Source organism: Citrobacter sp. Cf136 (assembly GCF_030333815.1).
Lineage (GTDB): Bacteria > Pseudomonadota > Gammaproteobacteria > Enterobacterales > Enterobacteriaceae > Citrobacter > Citrobacter freundii.
On record NZ_JAOWFE010000032.1, the window covers coordinates 46,302 to 68,433 of the forward strand.

The 22,132-nt window shown below is 53.0% G+C and carries 21 protein-coding genes and 2 tRNA genes; 13 read left to right on the top strand and 10 right to left on the bottom strand.

Annotation, left to right across the window (positions count from 1 at the left end; all coding sequences use genetic code 11):
* Positions 1 to 56: 56 nt before the first annotated feature.
* Positions 57 to 449: a MerR family transcriptional regulator gene (locus tag OGV98_RS04535; protein ID WP_003028279.1), complete on the bottom strand. Its 393-nt coding sequence runs from the start codon at positions 447 to 449 to the stop codon at positions 57 to 59.
* Position 450: 1 nt separating this feature from the next.
* The gene (locus tag OGV98_RS04540) at positions 451 to 813 is read right to left on the bottom strand and encodes a YfeC-like transcriptional regulator (RefSeq protein ID WP_003028277.1); all 363 of its coding nucleotides are present in this window, start codon (positions 811 to 813) and stop codon (positions 451 to 453) included.
* Positions 814 to 1,034: 221 nt separating this feature from the next.
* Between OGV98_RS04540 and OGV98_RS04545 the strand changes: the two genes are divergently transcribed.
* Both OGV98_RS04545 and OGV98_RS04550 read left to right on the top strand, forming a co-directional pair.
* Positions 1,035 to 1,110, top strand: a tRNA-Ala gene (locus OGV98_RS04545).
* A gap of 42 nt (positions 1,111 to 1,152) precedes the next feature.
* A tRNA-Ala gene (locus OGV98_RS04550) sits at positions 1,153 to 1,228 on the top strand.
* A gap of 145 nt (positions 1,229 to 1,373) precedes the next feature.
* Here the strand turns inward: OGV98_RS04550 and nupC are convergent.
* Complete coding sequence (gene nupC, locus OGV98_RS04555; protein ID WP_003028275.1) at positions 1,374 to 2,576, bottom strand: nucleoside permease NupC; 1,203 nt, start codon at positions 2,574 to 2,576, stop codon at positions 1,374 to 1,376.
* Between the two features lie 272 nt (positions 2,577 to 2,848).
* Here nupC and OGV98_RS23585 point away from each other — a divergent pair, with 272 nt between their 5' ends.
* Together OGV98_RS23585 and OGV98_RS04560 are read left to right on the top strand one after the other, a co-directional pair.
* The gene (locus OGV98_RS23585) at positions 2,849 to 2,923 is read left to right on the top strand and encodes a hypothetical protein (protein WP_418219455.1); all 75 of its coding nucleotides are present in this window, start codon (positions 2,849 to 2,851) and stop codon (positions 2,921 to 2,923) included.
* On the top strand, positions 2,920 to 4,158 hold the full coding sequence (locus OGV98_RS04560; RefSeq protein WP_003028272.1) for an Nramp family divalent metal transporter: 1,239 nt from the start codon (positions 2,920 to 2,922) through the stop codon (positions 4,156 to 4,158). The genes OGV98_RS23585 and OGV98_RS04560 overlap by 4 nt, the downstream gene beginning before the upstream one ends.
* Positions 4,159 to 4,190: 32 nt before the next feature.
* Here OGV98_RS04560 and ypeC read toward each other — a convergent pair whose 3' ends face one another.
* The gene (gene ypeC / locus OGV98_RS04565) at positions 4,191 to 4,523 is read right to left on the bottom strand and encodes a DUF2502 domain-containing protein YpeC (RefSeq protein ID WP_003839243.1); all 333 of its coding nucleotides are present in this window, start codon (positions 4,521 to 4,523) and stop codon (positions 4,191 to 4,193) included.
* A gap of 137 nt (positions 4,524 to 4,660) precedes the next feature.
* Positions 4,661 to 5,650, bottom strand: a complete 990-nt coding sequence (gene mgrA / locus OGV98_RS04570) for an L-glyceraldehyde 3-phosphate reductase (RefSeq protein WP_003845004.1) — start codon at positions 5,648 to 5,650, stop codon at positions 4,661 to 4,663.
* A gap of 181 nt (positions 5,651 to 5,831) precedes the next feature.
* On the opposite strand from mgrA, the gene OGV98_RS04575 reads away from it, so the two are divergent.
* Entirely contained in the window at positions 5,832 to 7,484 is a 1,653-nt protein-coding gene (locus tag OGV98_RS04575) for an alpha-keto acid decarboxylase family protein (protein ID WP_202581124.1), read from the top strand.
* On the opposite strand, the gene OGV98_RS04580 is transcribed toward OGV98_RS04575, so the two are convergent.
* Positions 7,485 to 8,720 carry an ion channel protein gene (locus OGV98_RS04580; RefSeq protein ID WP_016150726.1) on the bottom strand — a complete coding sequence of 412 codons (1,236 nt, stop codon included), beginning with the start codon at positions 8,718 to 8,720 and terminating at the stop codon, positions 7,485 to 7,487. It abuts the gene before it with no gap.
* Between the two features lie 204 nt (positions 8,721 to 8,924).
* On the opposite strand from OGV98_RS04580, the gene glk reads away from it, so the two are divergent.
* The 6 genes from glk to ptsP all read left to right on the top strand — a co-directional run bounded on the left by glk (position 8,925) and on the right by ptsP (position 16,337).
* Complete coding sequence (gene glk / locus OGV98_RS04585) at positions 8,925 to 9,890, top strand: glucokinase (RefSeq protein WP_138828762.1); 966 nt, start codon at positions 8,925 to 8,927, stop codon at positions 9,888 to 9,890.
* Between the two features lie 190 nt (positions 9,891 to 10,080).
* Positions 10,081 to 10,407 carry a PTS fructose transporter subunit IIB gene (locus OGV98_RS04590; RefSeq protein WP_003028254.1) on the top strand — a complete coding sequence of 109 codons (327 nt, stop codon included), beginning with the start codon at positions 10,081 to 10,083 and terminating at the stop codon, positions 10,405 to 10,407.
* A 20-nt stretch (positions 10,408 to 10,427) separates the two neighbouring features.
* Positions 10,428 to 11,675, top strand: coding sequence for a PTS fructose transporter subunit IIC (locus OGV98_RS04595; protein WP_003028252.1), 1,248 nt, complete (start codon positions 10,428 to 10,430; stop codon positions 11,673 to 11,675).
* A 17-nt stretch (positions 11,676 to 11,692) separates the two neighbouring features.
* The gene (gene ypdF / locus OGV98_RS04600; RefSeq protein ID WP_044714117.1) at positions 11,693 to 12,778 is read left to right on the top strand and encodes an aminopeptidase; all 1,086 of its coding nucleotides are present in this window, start codon (positions 11,693 to 11,695) and stop codon (positions 12,776 to 12,778) included.
* Positions 12,778 to 13,818, top strand: coding sequence for an aminopeptidase (gene ypdE / locus OGV98_RS04605; protein ID WP_279279180.1), 1,041 nt, complete (start codon positions 12,778 to 12,780; stop codon positions 13,816 to 13,818). The genes ypdF and ypdE overlap by 1 nt, the downstream gene beginning before the upstream one ends.
* A 23-nt stretch (positions 13,819 to 13,841) precedes the next feature.
* On the top strand, positions 13,842 to 16,337 hold the full coding sequence (gene ptsP / locus OGV98_RS04610) for a phosphoenolpyruvate--protein phosphotransferase (protein ID WP_202581127.1): 2,496 nt from the start codon (positions 13,842 to 13,844) through the stop codon (positions 16,335 to 16,337).
* Positions 16,338 to 16,380: 43 nt separating this feature from the next.
* Here ptsP and OGV98_RS04615 read toward each other — a convergent pair whose 3' ends face one another.
* The gene (locus tag OGV98_RS04615; protein WP_071524306.1) at positions 16,381 to 16,560 is read right to left on the bottom strand and encodes a hypothetical protein; all 180 of its coding nucleotides are present in this window, start codon (positions 16,558 to 16,560) and stop codon (positions 16,381 to 16,383) included.
* 169 nt (positions 16,561 to 16,729) lie between these two features.
* On the opposite strand from OGV98_RS04615, the gene OGV98_RS04620 reads away from it, so the two are divergent.
* A complete protein-coding gene (locus OGV98_RS04620) occupies positions 16,730 to 17,098 on the top strand; it encodes a cupin domain-containing protein (RefSeq protein ID WP_258177860.1) in 369 nt (122 codons plus the stop codon).
* 37 nt (positions 17,099 to 17,135) lie between these two features.
* Here the strand turns inward: OGV98_RS04620 and OGV98_RS04625 are convergent, their stop codons facing one another.
* From OGV98_RS04625 to OGV98_RS04635, 3 genes are read right to left on the bottom strand one after another with little or no spacing between them, the layout of a single operon-like run.
* Complete coding sequence (locus OGV98_RS04625) at positions 17,136 to 17,999, bottom strand: AraC family transcriptional regulator (protein ID WP_202581128.1); 864 nt, start codon at positions 17,997 to 17,999, stop codon at positions 17,136 to 17,138.
* A gap of 15 nt (positions 18,000 to 18,014) precedes the next feature.
* On the bottom strand, positions 18,015 to 18,749 hold the full coding sequence (ypdB, locus tag OGV98_RS04630; RefSeq protein ID WP_032936528.1) for a two-component system response regulator YpdB: 735 nt from the start codon (positions 18,747 to 18,749) through the stop codon (positions 18,015 to 18,017).
* Positions 18,750 to 18,763: 14 nt separating this feature from the next.
* Positions 18,764 to 20,461 carry a sensor histidine kinase gene (locus OGV98_RS04635; protein WP_003028239.1) on the bottom strand — a complete coding sequence of 566 codons (1,698 nt, stop codon included), beginning with the start codon at positions 20,459 to 20,461 and terminating at the stop codon, positions 18,764 to 18,766.
* A gap of 387 nt (positions 20,462 to 20,848) precedes the next feature.
* On the opposite strand from OGV98_RS04635, the gene alaC reads away from it, so the two are divergent.
* Positions 20,849 to 22,087, top strand: coding sequence for an alanine transaminase (alaC, locus tag OGV98_RS04640; protein ID WP_008785386.1), 1,239 nt, complete (start codon positions 20,849 to 20,851; stop codon positions 22,085 to 22,087).
* The last annotated feature ends 45 nt before the right edge of the window (positions 22,088 to 22,132 follow it).

Consider the following 22,132-nt stretch of genomic DNA (forward strand, 5'->3'; position numbering starts at 1 on the left):
GCTCGGTTGAGCGATGAAACAACGGCAGGAGCGCATCCTGCCGTTTTTTTTGCCTGTTATTCAGACTCATCAATACCCAGACGGGTAAGGAAAGTGCGAATACCTTCGCGAGAAATATACATTGCCAGCTTTTCTTGTTCCGTTGGGGACATGTTGTCCAGTGCGCTAATTATCTGGCGACAGGCGTGGCTACGCACCACGTGGTTGTATTCTGCCAACGGTTCCTCTGCCTGATAAATTTCAGGTACTTTGCGAAAAGCCGGAATATTGAGCAGAAACGTGCGGACGCTGGAGTCGATATGAATCAGCCTTGCACGACCCCCTTTAACGCCGGGAAACTTTTCGGTGGTCCAGTTTTGTTCTCTGATCCAACGATTGACGGTTTGTTTGGCAACTCCGAGACAGTCCGCCAGTTCTTCGGTCGTCATTTTGCTGCGTAATTTTTTCATATTATTTGTTGTCGCGGATCCCTAAGCGTTGTAATAAACCCGTAATGCCTTCACGCAGGATCAGTGACGTAAACATTTTCTGTTCTGAAGGAGTCATCTCTTTGGCGAGCCTAATCAGTAGAGCTTCGATAGAGGTATCGCCTGATAACGATAAATTATCTGATAAACCTTCGGCTGAACGCTCAGCGCTGCGAATGTATTCACGAACTTGTTCGGTGACGTGAACCAGACGCGCTTTACCGCCCTGTACGCCTGGTTTTGGTGATGTAGCCCAACCCTCCTTGCGCACCCATTTATTGATGGTCTGTCGGCTGTATCCGGTCAGATTAGCAAGTTCTTCTGGCGTCATCCGTTCCTTGAACATAACGATTCCCTGAATAGTCGTGGGGTTAATTAGTGGCTCATTTTATAGCACCATTTTAGTAGAAACCGTGACGCGTTTAACTACTGAATGCGAGTTGTTGCGCAATGTTCTTCATTTGACTGCTTTTTCAGCGATTGAATTCTATGAGTTAATTTTGCCGTTGACACACGCGAAGGGAATTCATATGATGCCGCCCGTCAACTCGACAAGCTTTACGTAATGGGGCTATAGCTCAGCTGGGAGAGCGCTTGCATGGCATGCAAGAGGTCAGCGGTTCGATCCCGCTTAGCTCCACCAAATTTTATCCCAACGAATTTGGTATATACGTAAAAGCATCGTGGGGCTATAGCTCAGCTGGGAGAGCGCTTGCATGGCATGCAAGAGGTCAGCGGTTCGATCCCGCTTAGCTCCACCAAAATTTAAACCCTCGCTGAAAAGCGGGGGTTTTTTGTTTCTGCATCCTGTCGATTCTTACCGGTATCTCTCTGCTCTGCTGAATAGCAGGCATAAAAAAAGCCGGGGAAATTCCCCGGCCTTATCACTACGACGTTGTCTTACGCTTACAGCACCAGTGCTGCGATAGATGCAGACAGTACGCTCACCAGCGTAGAGCCATACACCAGCTTCAGACCAAAGCGGGAAACTACGTTACCTTGCTCTTCGTTCAGGCCTTTAATCGCACCGGCGATAATACCGATAGAAGAGAAGTTAGCGAAGGAGACCAGGAACACAGAGATGATGCCTTCAGCGCGCGGAGAGAGCGTAGAGGCGATTTTCTGCAGGTCCATCATCGCAACGAATTCGTTGGAAACAAGTTTTGTCGCCATGATACTGCCCACCTGCAGCGCTTCGCTGGACGGAACACCCATTACCCATGCAACCGGATAGAAGATGTAACCCAGGATGCCCTGGAAGGAGATGCTGTAGCCAAACCAGCCGGTCACGGTGGCAAACAGGGCGTTCAGGGCAGCAATCAGCGCGATGAAACCAATCAGCATCGCCGCAACGATAATTGCCACTTTGAAACCTGCCAGGATGTATTCACCCAGCATTTCGAAGAAACTCTGACCTTCATGCAGGTTAGACATCTGGATATTTTCTTCGCTGGCATCAACGCGGTAAGGGTTGATCAGCGACAGCACGATAAAGGTGCTGAACATGTTCAGTACCAGCGCCGCAACAACGTACTTCGGCTCCAGCATGGTCATGTACGCGCCGACGATAGACATGGAAACGGTAGACATCGCCGTTGCAGCCATGGTGTACATACGGTTGCGAGACATTTTGCCGAGAATATCTTTATAGGCGATAAAGTTCTCGGACTGACCCAGGATCAGAGAGCTGACGGCGTTGAAGGATTCCAGCTTGCCCATACCGTTCACTTTGGAAAGCAGGTAACCAATTGCGCGGATAATAACCGGCAGCACACGGATATGCTGAAGGATACCGATCAGGGCGGAGATAAAGACGATAGGGCACAGCACTTTCAGGAAGAAAAATGCCAGGCCTTGATCATTCATGCTGCCGAAGACGAAGTTCGTCCCCTCGTTGGCAAAACCGAGCAGTTTTTCGAACATTTCGGAGAAGCCTTTTACGAAGCCCAGGCCGACGTTGGAGTTCAGGAAGAACCACGCCAGTAACACTTCAATAACAAGCAGTTGAATAACATAACGAATGCGAATCTTTTTACGGTCACTGCTTACCAGCAGCGCAAGGATCGCAACAACGGCCAATGCCAATACAAAATGAAGGACGCGGTCCATATTTGCTCCAAATATGAGGCAGGTTTAGTTTTCGTGCACATTCTATGTAACAACCATAAAGAAAACGAGATCAAACACACACTATAATAAGGACCTGTGACGAGATTCAAAATTAGTGATCGGTGATACACTTCCGTTATGCTTTGTATCGAAGTGAAAAGTTATGTCATTGTGCTAATCTATAACAATAATTAAACATTTTACCGTTTTTCCCAGAATCCTTATCGATCCATAGACAAACACTATCAGAGAAATCAACTTCACCCATCAAAATGAATTTGATAATCATTCTCAATAGGCGTAGCTTGAAACATAGCAAAGGCTATGTTTCTGAGGCACTAAAATGACTAACGATCGCGTTGAGAGTAGCAGTGGACGGGCAGCGCGCAAGTTGAAGCTCGCATTAATGGGACCTGCGTTCATCGCGGCGATCGGCTATATCGATCCGGGCAACTTCGCCACCAACATCCAGGCAGGGGCCAGCTTTGGCTATAAACTGTTGTGGGTGGTGGTCTGGGCAAATCTGATGGCGATGCTGATCCAGGTGCTATCGGCAAAGCTTGGCATTGCCACGGGTAAAAATCTGGCGGAACAAATTCGCGATCACTATCCTCGTCCGGTGGTGTGGTTCTACTGGGTGCAGGCCGAAATTATCGCCATGGCGACAGACCTTGCTGAATTCATTGGTGCCGCGATTGGCTTTAAGTTGATCCTCGGCGTGTCGTTATTGCAGGGGGCCGTGCTCACCGGTATCGCGACTTTTTTGATTCTGATGTTGCAGCGCCGCGGGCAAAAACCGCTGGAAAAAGTGATTGGCGGCTTGCTGCTGTTTGTGGCTGCGGCTTACATTGTGGAATTGATCTTTTCCCAGCCGAACTTCGCGCAACTTAGCAAGGGGATGGTTATCCCGAGCCTACCTAATTCCGAAGCGGTGTTCCTCGCCGCAGGCGTGCTCGGCGCAACTATCATGCCGCATGTCATTTATCTGCACTCTTCCTTAACCCAGCATCTGCACGGCGGAACACGTCAACAGCGCTATGCGGCCACGAAATGGGATGTGGCTATCGCCATGACGATTGCCGGATTTGTCAATCTGGCGATGATGGCGACGGCTGCCGCTGCATTTCATTTTAGCGGGCATACCGGTATTGCCGATCTCGATCAAGCGTATTTGACCCTTGAACCGCTGTTGAGTCACGCTGCGGCGACAGTGTTCGGTTTAAGCCTGGTGGCTGCGGGACTTTCTTCTACCGTGGTCGGTACGCTGGCGGGGCAGGTGGTGATGCAAGGGTTTATCCGTTTTCACATTCCGCTTTGGGTTCGCCGTACGGTTACCATGATGCCATCCTTTATTGTGATTCTGATGGGATTAGATCCAACGCGTATTCTGGTGATGAGCCAGGTGTTGCTCAGTTTTGGTATTGCACTGGCGCTGGTGCCGCTGTTGATTTTCACCAGCAACAGTCAGCTGATGGGCGATTTGGTGAATACCCGATGGGTAAAACAGGTAGGCTGGGTGATTGTTGTGCTGGTGGTGACGCTCAATATCTGGCTGTTGGTAGGAACCGCTCTCGGTTTGTAAAAACAAAAGGGCCTGCGGGCCCTTTTGTTACATTAATGGTGGTGTCCGTGACCTCGGCCCTTTCCGCGACCGCGGTGGTCGTCACGGTCATTCCAGCCTTCACGGTAGCCGCGCTCATAAGCTTTGCGTTTATCCCAACCGCGATGATAGCCATTGTCATGACGCCACCAGCGATTTTTGCGCCACTCATAGTTATGGTGCCAGTAATCCCGGTCGCGCCAGCGGCCGCCATCCCAGTAGTTACCGTAGTTATCGCGATCGCCAATTTGCAATTTTATTGATGGCAGCAGGGTGATTTCGCCGGCGTTCGCGGCCAGCGGTGTAAAAGCCAATAAGACTGCCGCCAGAATCAGTGACCTGAACATGTTTTCTCTCCTTCACGATCGAGCCGTAGCCGGCCTGTTAATACAATATTACGGGGCAGTAAAGCCCCGTTTCATCGCCTTAACTCTTAAATCGCAAGTGAGAGCACTTTTTGTTAATAAATGTGTCTTTATTTCAATCAACTCAGGATAGCATCAATCTCCGCGCACTCTTCAGACGTAAAGTGACGGTTTGCCAGCATGCCGACAGCGTCTTCAATCTGCGCCGTTTTACTCGCGCCAATCAGCACTGACGTGACTTTGTCATCCCGTAACACCCATGCCAGCGCCATCTGGGAAAGCTTTTGCCCGCGTCGTTCTGCCAGCGCATTCAGCGCCCGCACCTTCTCCAGTTTCTCTGGCGTAATGTGATCCGGGTTCAGGAAACGGCTACCGCTTGCCGCACGAGAATCCGCAGGAATGCCGTTCAGGTAGCGGTCGGTTAACTGCCCGCCTGCCAGCGGTGAGAAGGCGATGCTGCCGACACCTTTTTCCTGTAACAACGACAGCAGACCGCCTTCGACCCAACGTTCAAACATGGAATATTTGGGCTGGTGAATAAGGCATGGCGTACCTAAATCGTCGAGTATTTCAATCGCCTGCCTGGCAAGATCTGCCGGATAGTTAGATAACCCGACGTACAGGGCTTTGCCCTGACGGACGATGTGATCCAGTGCGCGCATGGTTTCTTTGAGCGGTGTTTCAGGGTCGGGGCGATGGTGGTAGAAAATATCGACATACTCCAGTCCCAGGCGCTTCAGGCTTTGATCGAGACTGGCAATCAGATATTTGCGTGAACCCCAGTCACCGTAGGGACCTTCCCACATGGTGTAGCCCGCTTTAGTGGAGATAATAAGCTCATCTCGCCACGGTAAAAAATCTTCCTGCAGGATCCGACCAAAATTCCGTTCTGCCGAACCCGGCGGTGGACCATAGTTATTTGCCAGATCAAAATGGTTGATCCCCAGATCGAATGCGCGCTGTAACAATGCCCGACTGTTTTCGACCTGTGTGGTATCGCCAAAATTGTGCCACAAACCCAGCGAGACAATCGGCAGTTTAAGGCCGCTCTGACCGCAGCGGCGGTACTCCATTGTCTGATAACGATTTTCATCTGCGTGATAAACCATGTCACCCCCTTCCACAATGCGTGTGTCTTTCAGTGTATACGGTTACACCGTCTATTCTTCAATGAATTTTTACCGCCAAAACTGTAAATCCTGCTTTCCACCCCTTCACAGCGACTTTCCTGGACAGTCATCACAGTTCTTCGATACTCAACATGAGGTTACCGTCAGAAGGATAGCTGTCATGCAAACCCCGTATTCCGTTGCTGATTATCTGCTGGACAGGCTGGCAGGCTGTGGCGTCGGCCATCTCTTTGGCGTGCCAGGCGATTATAATTTGCAGTTTCTTGACCACGTGATTGAACATCCCAACGTATGTTGGGTCGGGTGTGCGAACGAGTTGAATGCGGCTTATGCGGCAGATGGCTATGCACGGGTCTCTGGGGTAGGGGCGCTGCTCACCACGTTTGGTGTGGGCGAGTTAAGTGCGATTAACGGTATCGCAGGAAGTTATGCGGAATATGTTCCTGTTTTGCATATTGTTGGCGCGCCCTGTCGCGGTGCACAGCGTCGTGGGGAGTTGATGCATCACACGCTGGGTGATGGTGACTTTCAACATTTTTACCGTATGCAGCAGGCGGTGACGACGGCGAGCGCGGTACTGGATGAACAAAACGCCTGTTATGAAATTGACCGCGTGTTGCGAGCAATGCTCATCGAACGCAGGCCGGGCTATCTGATGTTGCCTGCAGATGTGGCAAAACAGCCCGCCACACCACCGAATGACATCCTGATTGTTCCTCTGAGCGAGCCGGAGAGCAGTGTGGCAGAAGCGTTTCGCTACCATGCCCGTGAACGATTGTTGGACAGCCCGCGCGTTGCGCTGCTCGCGGACTTTCTCGCGCTACGTTTTGGTTTGCAGCCGGTTTTACAGCGCTGGATGGCGGAAACGCCGATGGCCCACGCCACGTTGTTGATGGGCAAAGGGCTGTTCGATGAACGTCATCCGGCGTTTGTTGGCACATACAGTGCCGGAGCCAGTAGCGATTATGTTCGTCTGGCTATCGAAGATGCCGACACGATATTTTGTGTCGGCACACAATTTGTCGACACCCTGACCGCCGGGTTTACGCAACAGCTACCGCAGGAGCACACCATTGAGGTTCAGCCACATGCCTCACGGATTGGAACCAGCTGGTTTAACATCCCGATGGAGCAGGCGGTCACCACATTGCGGGAGCTGTGTCTGGAAATGTCGTTTTCACTGCCGCCAGAACGTCCGCCAGTGGCGTGCATTCAGGTTGAGAAGGGGCCTCTGACGCAGGAAAACTTCTGGCATACGGTGCAGCAGTATCTGGCGCCTAATGACATTATCCTCGTCGATCAGGGAACCGCCGCCTTTGGCGCGGCTGCGCTCTCATTACCTTGCGGGGCGGAAGTACTGGTTCAACCGTTGTGGGGATCTATTGGCTACGCGCTACCGGCGGCATTCGGCGCGCAAACGGCCTGTCCGGATCGTCGGGTGATCCTGATTATTGGCGATGGCGCGGCGCAGCTCACCATTCAGGAGCTGGGCTCCATGCTCAGAGACGGGCAATCACCCGTTATTTTACTCCTCAACAATGACGGCTATACCGTGGAGCGGGCCATACACGGAGCAAATCAGCGCTATAACGATATCGCCGCCTGGAGCTGGACGTTGGTGCCGCAGGCGTTTAGTCGTGAATGCCAGGCGGAATGCTGGCGGGTGAGGCAGGCGGTACAGCTGGAGGAAGTTTTGGCCAGGCTGTCCCATCCGCAACGATTATCGTTAATTGAGGTGGTGCTACCGAAAGCCGATCTTCCTGAATTATTGCGCACGGTGACCCGTGCGCTGGAATCTCGCAACAGCGGATAGCTATTTATCAGGGCGCTCAGCGACCATCAACGGCTTGCCTGCCAGCAGCAGCCAGGCGGGCAGCATGACGATGCACAGCAGCGGCAGCAGGGTGGTATCTGGTACCACCACTGCTGCCATAAACAGGCTCAGCCAGGCGTCGCGGGTGACGACCAGCACCAGCCCGAGGATAGAGCAAGAAACCGTGATGGCAGCCGGCACCGCTTCAACATGGGCGTGCAGCATCAGACCCAAGGCGACACCAACGAATACCGCCGGGAATATTCGCCCTCCGCGAAAACCACTCGCTGCCGCAACTACTAACGCCGCCAGCTTAATTACGGCGAGCATGAAATAATCCGATGTCCCCAGCGTTTGGCTAAACGCCATCTGCTGCATTTCGTCCAGTCCCTTAAACAAGGTAAGCGGCCCGCCGATAACACCCAAAATTCCAAGGATAAAACCGCCTGCCCCGAGGATCAGTACCGGGTGTTTTAATCGATGCATTAAATGGTGCAAACGTGGCAGACACCAGACGGCTACCATTCCGGCAGCAATAGCGATTGCGGCAACAACCGCGCCGCTGAGGATATCGATCAAGTGCATCTGCGTGTAGTGCGCGATGGGCAGTGAAAAATGGGGGTGAAAAAACAGGCTGGTGGTTAGCGAACCCGCGGCCGCGGCCATTAACGGCGCGAACAGGCGATCCCACAAGGGCACATCGTTTGAGCTATTCAGCGTTTGCGAAAATATCAGCGCAGCGGCAACGGGGGTGCCAAATAGCGCGCCGATGGTGCCGGCAGAGGCGAGAATGGTCCAGTCCAGTTTCGCAATGCGGGGAAACATGCGGCTACCAAGTGCCACTGCCAGAGCGATATTTACGGTCATGATGGGGTGTTCCGGACCCAGACTGACGCCACCCGCGAGGCCAAGGATTAGCGCTGCCAGCAGGCCCGGAAGTGCTGACGTTGGCACCGGCATACCAATTAACGGTTCACAGGCCGGATCCGGACCTGCGTGACCATGGCTGTACCGGATAACTAACCCGACCATGATCCCCGTGAGCGTCAGCATACCGATAATCCAGACCGGAGAGTCCTGGGCTATACCGATGCTAACAGGCAGACGTTCCCACAAAAACTGCTGTAAAACGGAAGCCACTTTCATCACAACGATCAACACCAGGCTGGACGCTATGCCAATGATTAGCGCTGGGGTTGATAGCAAGAGCATCGTTCTGGCTCGCGGATGGAGCATTTTGTATTCCTTAAAACAGAGTCATAGCCATAGTTTGCACAGCATGCCTGACGGCATCGCTGCAAATGGTGCTGAAACGATAAAGTAATTGTGTGATCTGGATCGATTTTCCACGGGCATCAGCCTTCAGACCGTTGTTGTTATGTCCCCATGAATTTACAGTGTGGCAAAGATTTAATCTGACTTTAGCGGAGCAGTGGAAGAATGACAAAATATGCTTTAGTAGGGGATGTTGGCGGCACCAACGCGCGTCTTGCTCTGTGCGATATTGCCAGCGGCGAGATTTCGCAGGCAAAAACCTATTCCGGGCTTGATTACCCCAGTCTGGAAGACGTGGTGCGCGTGTACCTGGATGAGCATAGCGTCAGCGTCGAAGATGGCTGCATTGCCATTGCCTGTCCGATTACTGGCGACTGGGTGGCAATGACCAACCATACCTGGGCATTCTCTATTGCTGAGATGAAAAAAAATCTGGGCTTTAGCCATCTGGAAATCATCAATGATTTCACCGCCGTGTCGATGGCGATCCCGATGCTGAAAAAAGAGCATTTGATCCAGTTTGGTGGCGCGGAACCTGTTGAAGGTAAACCGATAGCCGTCTATGGCGCAGGAACCGGGCTCGGCGTGGCGCATCTGGTGCACGTGGACAAACGCTGGGTGAGCCTGCCCGGTGAAGGCGGTCATGTAGATTTTGCGCCTAACAGCGAAGAAGAAGGAATTATCCTTGAAGTCCTGCGCGCCGAAATTGGCCATGTTTCCGCAGAACGCGTGCTGTCCGGTCCGGGGCTGGTGAATCTGTATCGCGCCATCGTCAAATCAGACGGGCGGTTGCCGGAAAATCTGCAGCCGAAGGATATCACCGCACGGGCGCTGGAAGATTCCTGCATTGACTGTCGTCGGGCGCTGTCGCTGTTCTGCGTCATTATGGGTCGTTTTGGCGGCGATCTGGCGTTAACGCTGGGCACGTTTGGCGGTGTGTACATCGCTGGTGGTATCGTACCGCGCTTCCTCGACTTCTTTAAGGCTTCAGGCTTCCGCGGTGGTTTTGAAGATAAAGGCCGTTTTAAAGCCTACGTGCAGGATATTCCGGTGTACCTGATTGTGCACGATAATCCTGGACTACTTGGCGCAGGTGCGCATTTGCGTCAGACGCTGGGCCATATTCTTTAATTCTTCATCAGAAATCTGCAAAACCGCGTAAATCACGCGGTTTTTTTATGCCTGCCGCCCACCTTTCCGACCTTCGTCACACTTCCTGATTGCTGGATTATTTGTCCAGTAAAAGCATTATTTGTCTGATAACGGTTGTTACTTTCCTCGGACCATAATTTCACTCGTTAACTATTACGAGGAAATGATTATGAGCAAAAAATTAATTGCCGTCTGCGCGTGCCCAATGGGGCTGGCTCACACCTTTATGGCGGCTCAGGCGCTGGAAGAAGCCGCGGTTGAAGCCGGTTATGAAGTGAAAATCGAAACCCAAGGCGCTGACGGAATACAAAATCGCCTGACGGCGCAGGATATTGCTGAGGCGACGTTAATCATCCATTCAGTTGCCGTAACTCCAGAAGATAACGAGCGTTTTGAGTCGCGTGATGTTTACGAAATTACGCTACAGGACGCGATAAAAAATGCTGCCGGCATCATTAAAGAGATCGAAGAGATGGTTGCCGCTGAACAACAATAATCATCGACAGGGAATTACGTATGGCCATTAAAAAACGCAGTGCAACCGTTGTGCCTGGCGCATCTGGTGCGGCAGCGGCAATAAAAAATCCACCGGCCTCCCGCAATAGCTTCTGGGGTGAACTTCCGCAACATGTGATGTCGGGAATTTCACGCATGGTGCCGACGTTAATTATGGGCGGGGTGATTCTCGCCTTCTCGCAACTGATCGCCTATAGCTGGCTCGATATTCCTGCTGACACTGGCATCATGGATGCGCTGAACAGCGGAAAATTTACCGGTTTTAATCTCTCATTACTGAAGTTTGCCTGGCTGTCGCAATCTTTTGGCGGCGTGCTGTTTGGTTTTGCTATTCCGATGTTTGCCGCGTTCGTTGCCAACTCCATAGGCGGCAAGCTGGCGTTTCCGGCGGGGTTCATCGGCGGGCTGATGTCTACTCAGCCGACACAGATACTGAATTTTGACCCATCAACGCTGCAATGGGTAACCAGTGCTCCGGTTCCGTCAACCTTTATTGGTGCGCTGATTATCTCGATTGTCGCCGGGTATCTGGTGAAGTGGATGAACCAAAAAATCCAGCTGCCTGATTTCCTGCTGGCATTCAAAACCACCTTTTTACTGCCCATTCTCTCCGCCATTTTCGTCATGCTGGCGATGTATTACGTGATAACGCCGTTTGGCGGCTGGATTAACGGCGGGATCCGTACTTTGCTGACGGCGGCTGGCGAGAAAGGCACGCTGATGTACGCGATGGGGATTTCCGCGGCAACGGCGATTGACCTCGGCGGCCCGATTAATAAAGCCGCAGGTTTTGTCGCCTTCAGCTTTACTACCGATCACGTTCTGCCGGTCACCGCGCGCTCTATTGCGATTGTCATTCCGCCGATTGGCCTCGGACTGGCCACGCTTATTGACCGTCGCTTAACCGGCAAACGCCTGTTCAGCGCACAGCTTTACCCGCAGGGGAAAACGGCAATGTTCCTCGCATTTATGGGCATCAGCGAAGGGGCGATCCCGTTTGCACTGGAAAGTCCCATCACCGCAATTCCTTCTTATATGGTTGGCGCCATTGTCGGGTCGACGGCTGCCGTCTGGCTGGGGGCCGTGCAGTGGTTCCCGGAATCCGCTATCTGGGCGTGGCCGCTGGTGACTAACCTCGGCGTCTATATGGCGGGGATCCTGTTAGGCGCGGTGATTACGGCGCTGATGGTGGTGTTCCTTCGCCATCTGATGTATCGCAAAGGCAAGTTGCTGATTGAAAGCCTCTGATTAAAAGGATTGTAACTATGAGCTTACTTGCTTCACTGCGCGACTGGTTAACGGCGCAACATCTCGACGCGATGCTGTTGTCATCACGGCAGAACAAACAGCCGCATATGGGGATCTCCAGCAGTTCAGGGTTTGTGTTTATCAGCCATGAAAGTGCGCATATCCTGGTTGATGCCCGTTACTACACCGATGTTGCCACGCGTACTCAGGGCTATCAGATCCATCGGCTCGATGGAACGCAGACGCTGTATTCGCAGGTGAATCACATTATTGCACACGAAAAGCTGCAGACGGTGGGATTCGAAGGTGAGCAAGTAAGCTGGGAAACGGCGAACGCGTGGTCGGAAAAACTGCGCGCCCGACTGGTGAGCGCCGTACCGGATGTGCTCCGGCAGGTGAAAACGGCGCAGGAAATAGCCTGCATCCGCGAAGCCTGCCGGATAGCTGACCTCAGCGCGGAACATATACGACGCTTTATTCAACCCGGTCTCAGTGAGCGCGAAATTGCCGCTGAACTGGAGTGGTTTATGCGCACGCTCGGCGCAGATAAAGCTTCTTTTGACACCATTGTCGCCAGCGGCTGGCGCGGTGCGCTGCCACACGGCAAAGCCAGCGACAAACGTGTTGAGGCGGGTGAGTTCATCACGCTGGATTTTGGCGCGCTGTATCAGGGTTATTGTTCGGATATGACGCGAACCTTTCGCATCCCCGATGCGAACCAGCCAGCGGAAGAAAGCGCGCTGTTTGCCGTGTACCAGATTGTCCTTGCGGCGCAGCGTGCCGCGGTGGCGGCAATTCGACCAGGTGTGCGATGCAATGAGGTAGACGCCGCAGCCAGGCGGGTCATTACCCTGGCGGGCTATGGTGATGGGTTTGGTCACAACACCGGACATGCTATCGGTATTGAAGTGCATGAAAACCCACGTTTTTCCTCCGATGACACAACACCTCTGGTCGCTGGCATGCTGCTCACCGTTGAGCCGGGTATTTATCTGCCGGGGCAGGGGGGTGTGCGTATTGAAGATGTTGTGCTGGTTACGCCTGACGGCGGCGAGGTGCTCTATACCATGGCGAAAACATTGCTACACACGGGAGAGGCGTAATGGATTTATCGTTACTAAAGGCGCTGAGCGAGGCGGACGCGATCGCCTCGTCAGAACAGGAAGTGCGGCAGATCCTGCTTGAGGAGGCGGATCGTCTTAATAAAGAGGTGCGCTTCGATGGTCTGGGATCGGTGCTGATCCGTCTCAATGAATCAACCGGTCCGAAGGTGATGATCTGCGCGCATATGGATGAAGTGGGATTTATCGTGCGTAGTATTTCCAGCGAAGGGGCGATCGATGTATTACCGGTGGGAAATGTGCGTATGGCGGCCAGACAACTGCAGCCGGTGCGGATCACCACCCGTGAAGAGAGCAAAATTCCCGGTCTGCTCGACGGAGAGCGCTGCGGTAATGAGGTCAATACGCTGCGGGTAGATATTGGCGCGCGATCTTATGATGAGGTACTCCAGGCCGGCGTAAGCCCCGGCGATCGCGTCACATTCGACACAACCTTTCAGGTCTTGCCGCACCAGCGAATCATGGGCAAAGCCTTTGATGACCGTCTTGGATGTTATTTGCTGGTGGCGCTACTGCGTGAATGGCATAACGCCATACTTCCTTGCGAGGTCTGGCTGGTGGCCAGTTCCAGTGAAGAAGTGGGACTGCGCGGAGGACAAACGGCTGCACGCGTTGTCGCACCGGATGTGGCATTTGTGCTGGATACCGCCTGCTGGGCCAAAAACTTTGATTACAGTGTGGCCAACCATCGGCAGCTCGGCAAAGGTCCGATGCTGGTGCTGAGCGATAAATCGCTGATTGCACCGCCAAAGCTGACGGTGTGGGTTGAAAGCGTGGCCGCTGACGCGGGTATTTCCCTGCAGCTCGATATGTTCAGTAACGGCGGCACCGACGGCGGGGCGGTGCACGTAAGCGGTACAGGGATCCCAACGGTTGTCATGGGACCCGCCACACGGTATGGACATTGCGCGGCGTCGATTGCCGACTGCCGGGACATCATCCAGACGCAGCAGCTGTTGTCGGCTCTTATTTCACATCTTACGTGCGAAACCGTGGCTCATCTGACGGATTTCAGGTGCTGATTTCGCGCTAATCAGGAGTTGTTATGCTAACGATTCAATTTCTTTGCCCGTTACCCAATGGTCTGCATGCACGTCCGGCGTGGGAGCTGAAAGAACAGTGCTGCCAGTGGCAAAGTGAGGTGATATTTATTAATCATCGCCAGAATGCGCGGGCGGATGCGAAAAGCTCGCTGGCGCTGATAGGTACCGGAACGCTGTTTAACGACAGTTGCAGCCTGTCCATTACTGGTCGCGATGAAGAACAGGCCCGGCGAGCGCTGGAGGAGTACCTGCAGCACCGGTTTATTGACAGCGATAGCGTTCAGCCGACCCCGGCGGAACTGGCGGCGCACCCGTTGCCGCGTTCGCTGATTCGCCTCAACCCGGACCTGCTGTACGGCAGCGTGCTGGCAGGGGGCGTGGGAGCAGGTACGCTCACGCTTTGGCAGAGTGATAACCTGGAAAGTTATCGTGCGATTGCGGCGAGTGCGGAAGACAATACCCGGCTGGAGCATAGTCTGGCGACGCTTGCCGAACAGCTCAATCAGCAGCTGCGCGAGCGCGACGGCGAGAGTAAAACCATCCTTAGCGCGCATCTGTCTCTGATTCAGGATGACGAGTTTGCCGGGAATATTCGCCGCTTAATGCTGGAGCAACATCTGGGGCTAGGGGCGGCAATTGTTGCCAATATGGAGCTGGTGTGCGACAAGCTGTCGGCCTCCGGTAGTGATTACCTGCGCGAACGCGTCAGTGATATCCGTGATATCAGCGAACAGTTGCTGCACATCACCTGGCCTGAAAGACGACCGCGTAATGCGCTGGTGCTGAATAAACCGACGATTCTGGTTGCTGAGGATCTGACGCCCAGCCAGTTTTTAAGCCTCGATTTGCAGCATCTGTCTGGCATGATCCTGGAGAAAACGGGGCGCACTTCGCATACCCTGATCCTTGCCCGTGCGTCAGCTATTCCGGTACTTAGCGGCTTGCCGCTAGCGGCCTTTAACCGGTATTCCGGGCAGCATGCGGTACTGGATGCCCGATGTGGGGTATTAGCCATCAATCCAGACGATGCCGTTCGCGGCTATTACGCGATTGCGCAGAAGCTGGCCGATGAATGCCAGCGGCGGCAGGCGCTTGATGCCGCCCAGCCTGCGTTGACCAAAGATCATCAGCGTATTGACGTTGCAGCGAATATCGGTACCGCGCTGGAAGCGCCGGGAGCGTTTGCCAATGGTGCGGAAGGGATTGGGCTGTTTCGTACTGAAATGCTGTTTATGGACCGCGACAGCGCACCTGATGAGCAGGAACAGTTTGAAGCCTACCAGCAGGTCTTACTGGCCGCGGGCGACAAGCCGGTTATCTTTCGCACCATGGATATCGGCGGCGATAAGAACATCCGCTATCTTAATATTCCGCAGGAAGAGAATCCGTTCCTGGGCTATCGCGCGGTGCGGATTTATCCGGAGTTTGCCGGGCTTTTTCGCACTCAATTGCGCGCGATTTTACGGGCGGCGTCCTTCGGCAATGCGCAACTGATGATCCCGATGGTGCACAGCCTCGACCAGATTTTATGGGTAAAAAGCGAACTGCAAAAAGCGTTGGTGGCGCTGAAAGCGGACGGCTTACGTCATGCTCCGACAATCTCATTGGGGATTATGGTTGAAGTCCCTTCGGTGTGTTACATCATCGACCATTTCTGTGATGAGGTGGATTTCTTCAGTATTGGCTCAAATGACATGACCCAGTATTTGTACGCCGTTGATCGCAATAACCCGCGCGTTTCGCAGCTGTACAACCCGATTACGCCGTCGTTCCTGCGCATGTTACAGCAGATTGTTCGCGTGGCGCACGAACGCGGTAAATGGGTGGGTATTTGCGGCGAACTGGGCGGTGAAGGACGTTATTTACCGCTGCTTCTGGGCCTCGGGCTGGACGAGCTGAGCATGAGCAGCCCACGTATTCCGGCGGTAAAAAGCCAGCTTCGTCAACTGGACGGTCGGGCATGTCGTGAGCTCGCCATGCAGGCCTGCGAATGCCGTAGCGCTCAGGAGATAGAAGATCTGCTAAACCAGTTTGCACCGCAGAAAGATGTGCGTCCGCTGCTGGCGCTGGAGAACATCTTTGTCGGCGAATCTCTGAGTAACAAAGAGCAGGTGATCCAGTTCCTGTGCGGCAATCTTGGCGTTAATGGACGGACTGAACATCCGTTTGAACTGGAAGAGGATGTCTGGCAGCGCGAAGAGATCGTCACCACCGCCGTCGGCTTCGGCGTGGCTATTCCGCACACGAAATCCCAGTGGATCCGCCATTCCAGCATCAGCATTGCCCGGCTTCTGCAGCCCGTTGACTGGCAGTCTGATATGGGTGATGTGGAACTGGTGATCATGCTGACGCTGGGTGCCGATGAAGGCATAAACCACGTGAAGGTCTTCTCGCAGCTGGCGCGCAAGCTGGTGAACAAGCAGTTCCGCCAGTCGTTGTTTGCCGCTGAAAATGCTGAGAGCATTCTTGCGCTGCTGGAGGCAGAACTGACGTTTTAAGTTTGACAGCAAGAGTGGATAAGCGGGTCAGAAAGGGAAATTATCAATCAGAGAACGGTAGTTTCCCGGCCCTCAACAGCGTCATCTCTTGCTTGCAGAGCAGAACTACCGCCTGGCGACCTTTAACACGACGGGAGGTCAGGGCTCTTTTCACGGTCCGACGATCCGCACCTGATTCCAGCATCTGAAAACACATCAGGGAGAGTGCACGTCTGTTCTTCATCGTATATTCACTTTATTGAGTAAGCCTGCAGGGTTTAGCTAAAGGCCGTTATTTTACAACGATCCTGGCTGAGATTACGAATCGTACAATAAATGACCGCTGCTGATATAATTTAAGAGCGGCCATGCGCGTAATCAACCTAAGGAGGTGCGCAATGGACAAAGCAGAAGTGAAGTCATTTGGTCTTCCAGACGAAGTTCGTGAGTTCCCTCACGGGCGACTGGAGCTTCTCGATGTGGGAGGTGCAATCGTCGGCCGTGCTGTCCTGGAGCCAGGCTGGCGGTGGTCTACGTCAGTTCAACCTATCGCTGGAACGAAGAGTTGCGAAGCCCCTCATTTTCAGTACCACGTTTCCGGTGTGCTGCGGGTAAAAATGGATGATGGCAGCGAATTTGATTGTAAGCCCGGTGAGCTGTCGCGCATTCCTCCAGGCCATGATGCCTGGGTGGTTGGCGATGAATCCGTGGTGATTGTTGATTTCCAGGGAATGGTCAATTGGGCTAAACACACAGGCATCGGCTGTAACGACTCACCATAAAGCAAAGATGCGGCGGCCCTGGCAGGTGTTGACATAATCAACGCGCTGACTGAAAACGCGCGCCGTACTCTCCCGGCGTCAGGCCAAACTGACGCCGGAACAGGCGGCAGAAATAATCACTGTCATGGTATCCACACCGCTGTGCGACTTCGCTAATCGACAGATGGTATTTCTGCAAGATAATGCGCGCCTTCGCCATTCTTACCCACCGCAGATACTCGACGAACCCCATAGTGCCGTGCTGGGCAAACACTTTTGACAGGTGATTGGGTGTGATATTAAAAAACTGCGCCACGCTTTCGCGAGTCAGCGGCTGGGCATAGTTATCTCGTATCCAATTACACATACTATGATAGAGAAATTCAGCGCGTGGGCGCTCAGTGTCTGGGCGGGTATTCACCACGCTACGACACAGATGCAGCAGACTAAGCACCAACGGCTGAATGATATCCTGGGCCTGAGGAGAGCGGCTTAAATGCGTTAATGCGGTGAGCATCGCCTCGCCTTCGCCGCGCTGTGGATGGGGTAACTCAATACGGCGTACCGGACGAAGCAGCGATGCGGTTCGATTATCGTAAAAAGAGAGTCCCAGCCATGCCGGAGAAAAAACCAGGCTCAGCAGCATCACGGGTTTGTCGCCGCCGGGCAGATTGGCCGCTTTCGCCGGGATAAACAGCATGTCGCCTTCTGCCAGGTTATGCTGCTGTTTTTGCAGTTGGTTGCTGTATTCCCCACGTAGCACGATATCAAGGCGCGGAAGATCAATACATAAACTGCCGGTCGGTAACGTGGTGGGCTGGGTTGCGAACCACACGTGCCCCAGACGCTGTGGGTTTAACACCAGGCCACTGAACAGATCGGCGAAAAACTGTTGGTCTGCGGGAAGGCCTGGCTCTTTCATCGCTCTTTCTCTGCGCTATAAGTGCATTAACTGTCTGAACTCTTTCACTTTACTCCGACTAACCGGGATTTCAAATTCCAGATCTTTTAAGCGCAAAATATAGGTATTGTTAAACCAGGGTTCGATCTCGCGGATTTTATTCAGATTCACGCAGAACGAGCGGTGGCAGCGGAAGAAATGCGAAGCCGGCAGTTTGCTGCAAAATTCGGTGATGTTCATCGGCATCACGTACGATTCGCGCCGGGTGTAGACAAACGTCATCTTTTCATGGGCTTCTGCGTAGTAGATGTCGTTGATCGGGGTCACGATGATCCGCTCATCTTTGATCAGGTTGATCGTATCGTTTTCGCGGGCCACCGGACTGGCGGGCGAAGTTCCCGTTTGCTGCTGTTGCCAGGCGGCTTCCAGCTTTTGCAGCATGCTGACAATGCGTGATTCCTGGTACGGCTTCAGAATGTAGTCAAAAGCTTCCAGTTCGAAGGCTTCAACGGCGTGCTCTTTCCACGCGGTAATAAACACAATAAAGGGTTTATGCGCGAACTGGCTGATATTTTGTGCCAGCAATACGCCGTCCAGCGAGGGAATATTAATATCCAGAAAAATGGCGTCAACGCGGTTGTGCTGGAGATATTTCAGCACGTCCAGACCATCGTCAAACGTGCCGACAATCTCCATCTGGCTGTGCTCTTTTATCAGCCAGCTCAGTTCCTGTTGGGCCAGGAATTCATCTTCAACAATGATGACTTTCACGACTTCACTCCTGGTTAAAGCAACAATGTGGCCGGTGCGGCTGCGGGCGAATGCTGATTCGGTACATAAAAGGCAATCTCAGTGCCTGGCTCCAGACGGCGGATATGTAATCCCTCACCGTAGAGCAGCTTAACGCGATGGTGCACATTCAACAGACCAATTTTATTGCCCGGCATTTCATTGGATTCGACCCGTTCAATCACTTTTGGATCGATACCGTGGCCCGTATCCCGCACAGCAATACGAACCCGGTTACCACACTCCGCCACGCTGATGGTAACCACGCCTTTCCCTTTGCAGGGCTGAATCCCATGGACGATAGCGTTTTCTACCAGCGGCTGAATCAGCAGGCTGGGGATATAACAGCTTACCTCTTCATCGATATCATAAATAACCGTTAGTTTGTCGCCAAAACGCGCTTGTTCGATGGCGATGTAATCCTTGATTTGATACAGCTCTTTTTTGATGTCGATCTGCTCATCGTCTTTTAATTCGATATTGTAGCGAAGATAACGCGACAAATTAAAAATGAGCTGGCGTGCGGTGTCCGGGTTAAGTCGCACCGACGACGAAATTGCGTTCAGGGCGTTAAACAGGAAATGAGGATTTATTTTACTTTGTAGTGCGCGTAGCTCTGCCTTATTTGCCATTTCGCGTAGCTGTTCCGCCCGGGAAACTTCAAGCTGAGTCGAGATAATTTGCGACAGGCCAATAGCCATTTCCTGCAGCGAGGAGGTTATCTGGTGGGCGTGACAGTAGTAGATTTTTAGCGTACCGGTGACAACACCTTTCTCCCACAGCGGGATCACCAGCATGGAGTGTATTTCCGGTGTGCGATGCGCTTCATCATTGTTTTTAATGATGATTTTTCCGTAATTGATCGCCTGCTGCGTGGTAGGACTGACGAAATCATCGTTATCACGGTAGTTAAGTTCCCCCACGCCAACGTAGGCCAGAACGTGCTGGGTATTGGTAATTGCGACGGCGTCCGCATGGATGTCATGGCGAATAATTTCGCATACCTGACGTAATGACTCGCTGTTGACCTGGCGAAAGAGCGGCAGCGTTTTGTTGGCGATATCCAGCGCCAGCTTGGCCTGTTTTGCAGCGCTGGCCTCTTTCTCGCCCTCCACGCTTTGCACCAGCATGACGATAAAGCCAATGCAGACGCTGCCCAGAATCATGGGGATACCGATTTTTGAGACAATATCCAGTCCCAGTGCGGTAGAGGGGGCCCAGACGACGACGAGGATCATGGTCAGGGATTCGCACAGCATTCCGCCTAAAATGCCCGCTCGCCAGTGCTGCGCTTTAGGGATCTTACGGTTGATCCACCCGGCAATACAGCCTGCCAGAATACTGGTGATAAAACAGGGCAGGGCGGTGACGCCGCCGATGTCGATCAGATAGCGGTGGGTACCCGCGATGAGGCCCGTAATGATACCGACCCACGGACCAAACAGAATCCCCCCTGACATGACCGCGATAATACGCACGTTAACCAGTGAGCCTTCAACCGGTACGCCGGACCAGGTACTGAACAGGGCAAACATTGAGAAAATCGCGGTAACGGCGAGCAGCTCTTTTGGGGAGTGGGCTGATTTGTGCAACAGTTCGCGGAACAGGCGGATACGAATCAGGAAAAACAGACAGAACAGCATCAGTGCTGCCCGGTCAAATACCGCCAGCAGCATATTGAATATTTCGTGCACGGGTGACTCTTGCGCAAGGGTTAAACCTCTATGATAGGTAACCTGGGCTAGGATGACCAGCACCCACGCAGCCTGTGCCTAATGAGGAAAAACCATAACATTAAAAGGGGATTGTTGCATGATTGTTGTATTTACAATACCTGTCCTGTCAGCGCTGCATTCAAGGTAAGGTATTTAACAACAAAATGTTAAATGATGGTAATTTTAAGCGGGTTGTGAAAATGAATATTTCCTCATTTTACTATGTTGTTCCTCTTTTTTGTCAGGAAAAAATATTTTGTTTTGCCTCTCGACAGAAGGAAATTATTCAGGCTATTTTCTAAACGTGCCACCATCGTGGCAGCGTCGCTCGGACGGTCCGGGCGCTAACGTTAATCTGAGGATATTATGGCTGACTCCCGCCCTGAACGTCGCTTTACGCGTATTGATCGCCTTCCCCCGTACGTTTTTAACATCACGGCTGAACTGAAGATGGCTGCGCGTCGGCGCGGCGAAGATATTATCGACTTCAGCATGGGGAACCCGGATGGGGCCACGCCTCCTCACATTGTTGAAAAACTGTGTACCGTGGCGCAGCGCCCGGATACGCACGGTTATTCCACCTCTCGCGGTATTCCGCGTCTGCGTCGGGCGATTTCCCGCTGGTACCAGGAACGCTATGACGTTGAGATCGATCCTGAATCCGAAGCCATTGTGACCATCGGTTCCAAAGAGGGACTTGCGCACCTGATGCTGGCAACGCTCGATCACGGTGATACGGTCCTCGTACCTAACCCAAGTTATCCCATCCATATTTATGGCGCGGTGATTGCCGGCGCGCAGGTACGATCTGTGCCGCTGGTCGAAGGCGTCGATTTCTTTAATGAACTGGAGCGCGCGATTCGCGAAAGCTATCCGAAACCGAAGATGATGATCTTAGGTTTCCCGTCGAACCCGACGGCACAATGCGTCGAGCTGGAGTTCTTCGAAAAAGTTGTGGCTCTGGCTAAACGCTATGACGTGCTGGTGGTTCACGACCTGGCCTACGCTGATATTGTTTATGACGGCTGGAAAGCGCCATCGATTATGCAGGTACCGGGCGCTCGCGATGTCGCAGTTGAATTTTTCACTCTGTCGAAAAGCTACAACATGGCGGGCTGGCGTATCGGTTTTATGGTGGGCAATAAAACGCTGGTGAACGCGCTGGCGCGAATTAAGAGCTATCACGATTACGGAACCTTTACACCGTTACAGGTTGCGGCCATCGCCGCGCTGGAAGGCGATCAGCAGTGCGTGCGAGATATTGCAGAGCAGTATAAACGTCGTCGTGATGTGCTGGTCAAAGGGCTGCATGAAGCTGGCTGGATGGTCGAGATGCCCAAGGCCTCGATGTACGTTTGGGCGAAAATTCCAGAGCAATACGCCGGGATGGGGTCACTTGAGTTTGCCAAGAAACTGCTGAACGAAGCGAAGGTATGCGTTTCGCCGGGGATTGGGTTTGGTGATTATGGTGATACGCATGTGCGTTTTGCGTTGATTGAAAACCGTGACCGTACCCGCCAGGCTATTCGCGGTATCAAAGCAATGTTCCGTGCAGATGGCCTGTTACCGACCAGTGCAAAATCGACTTCTGAAAGTACCGACTGACCGAATGTTCCCCCAAAACGCAAACAGGAGCCTGATGGCTCCTGT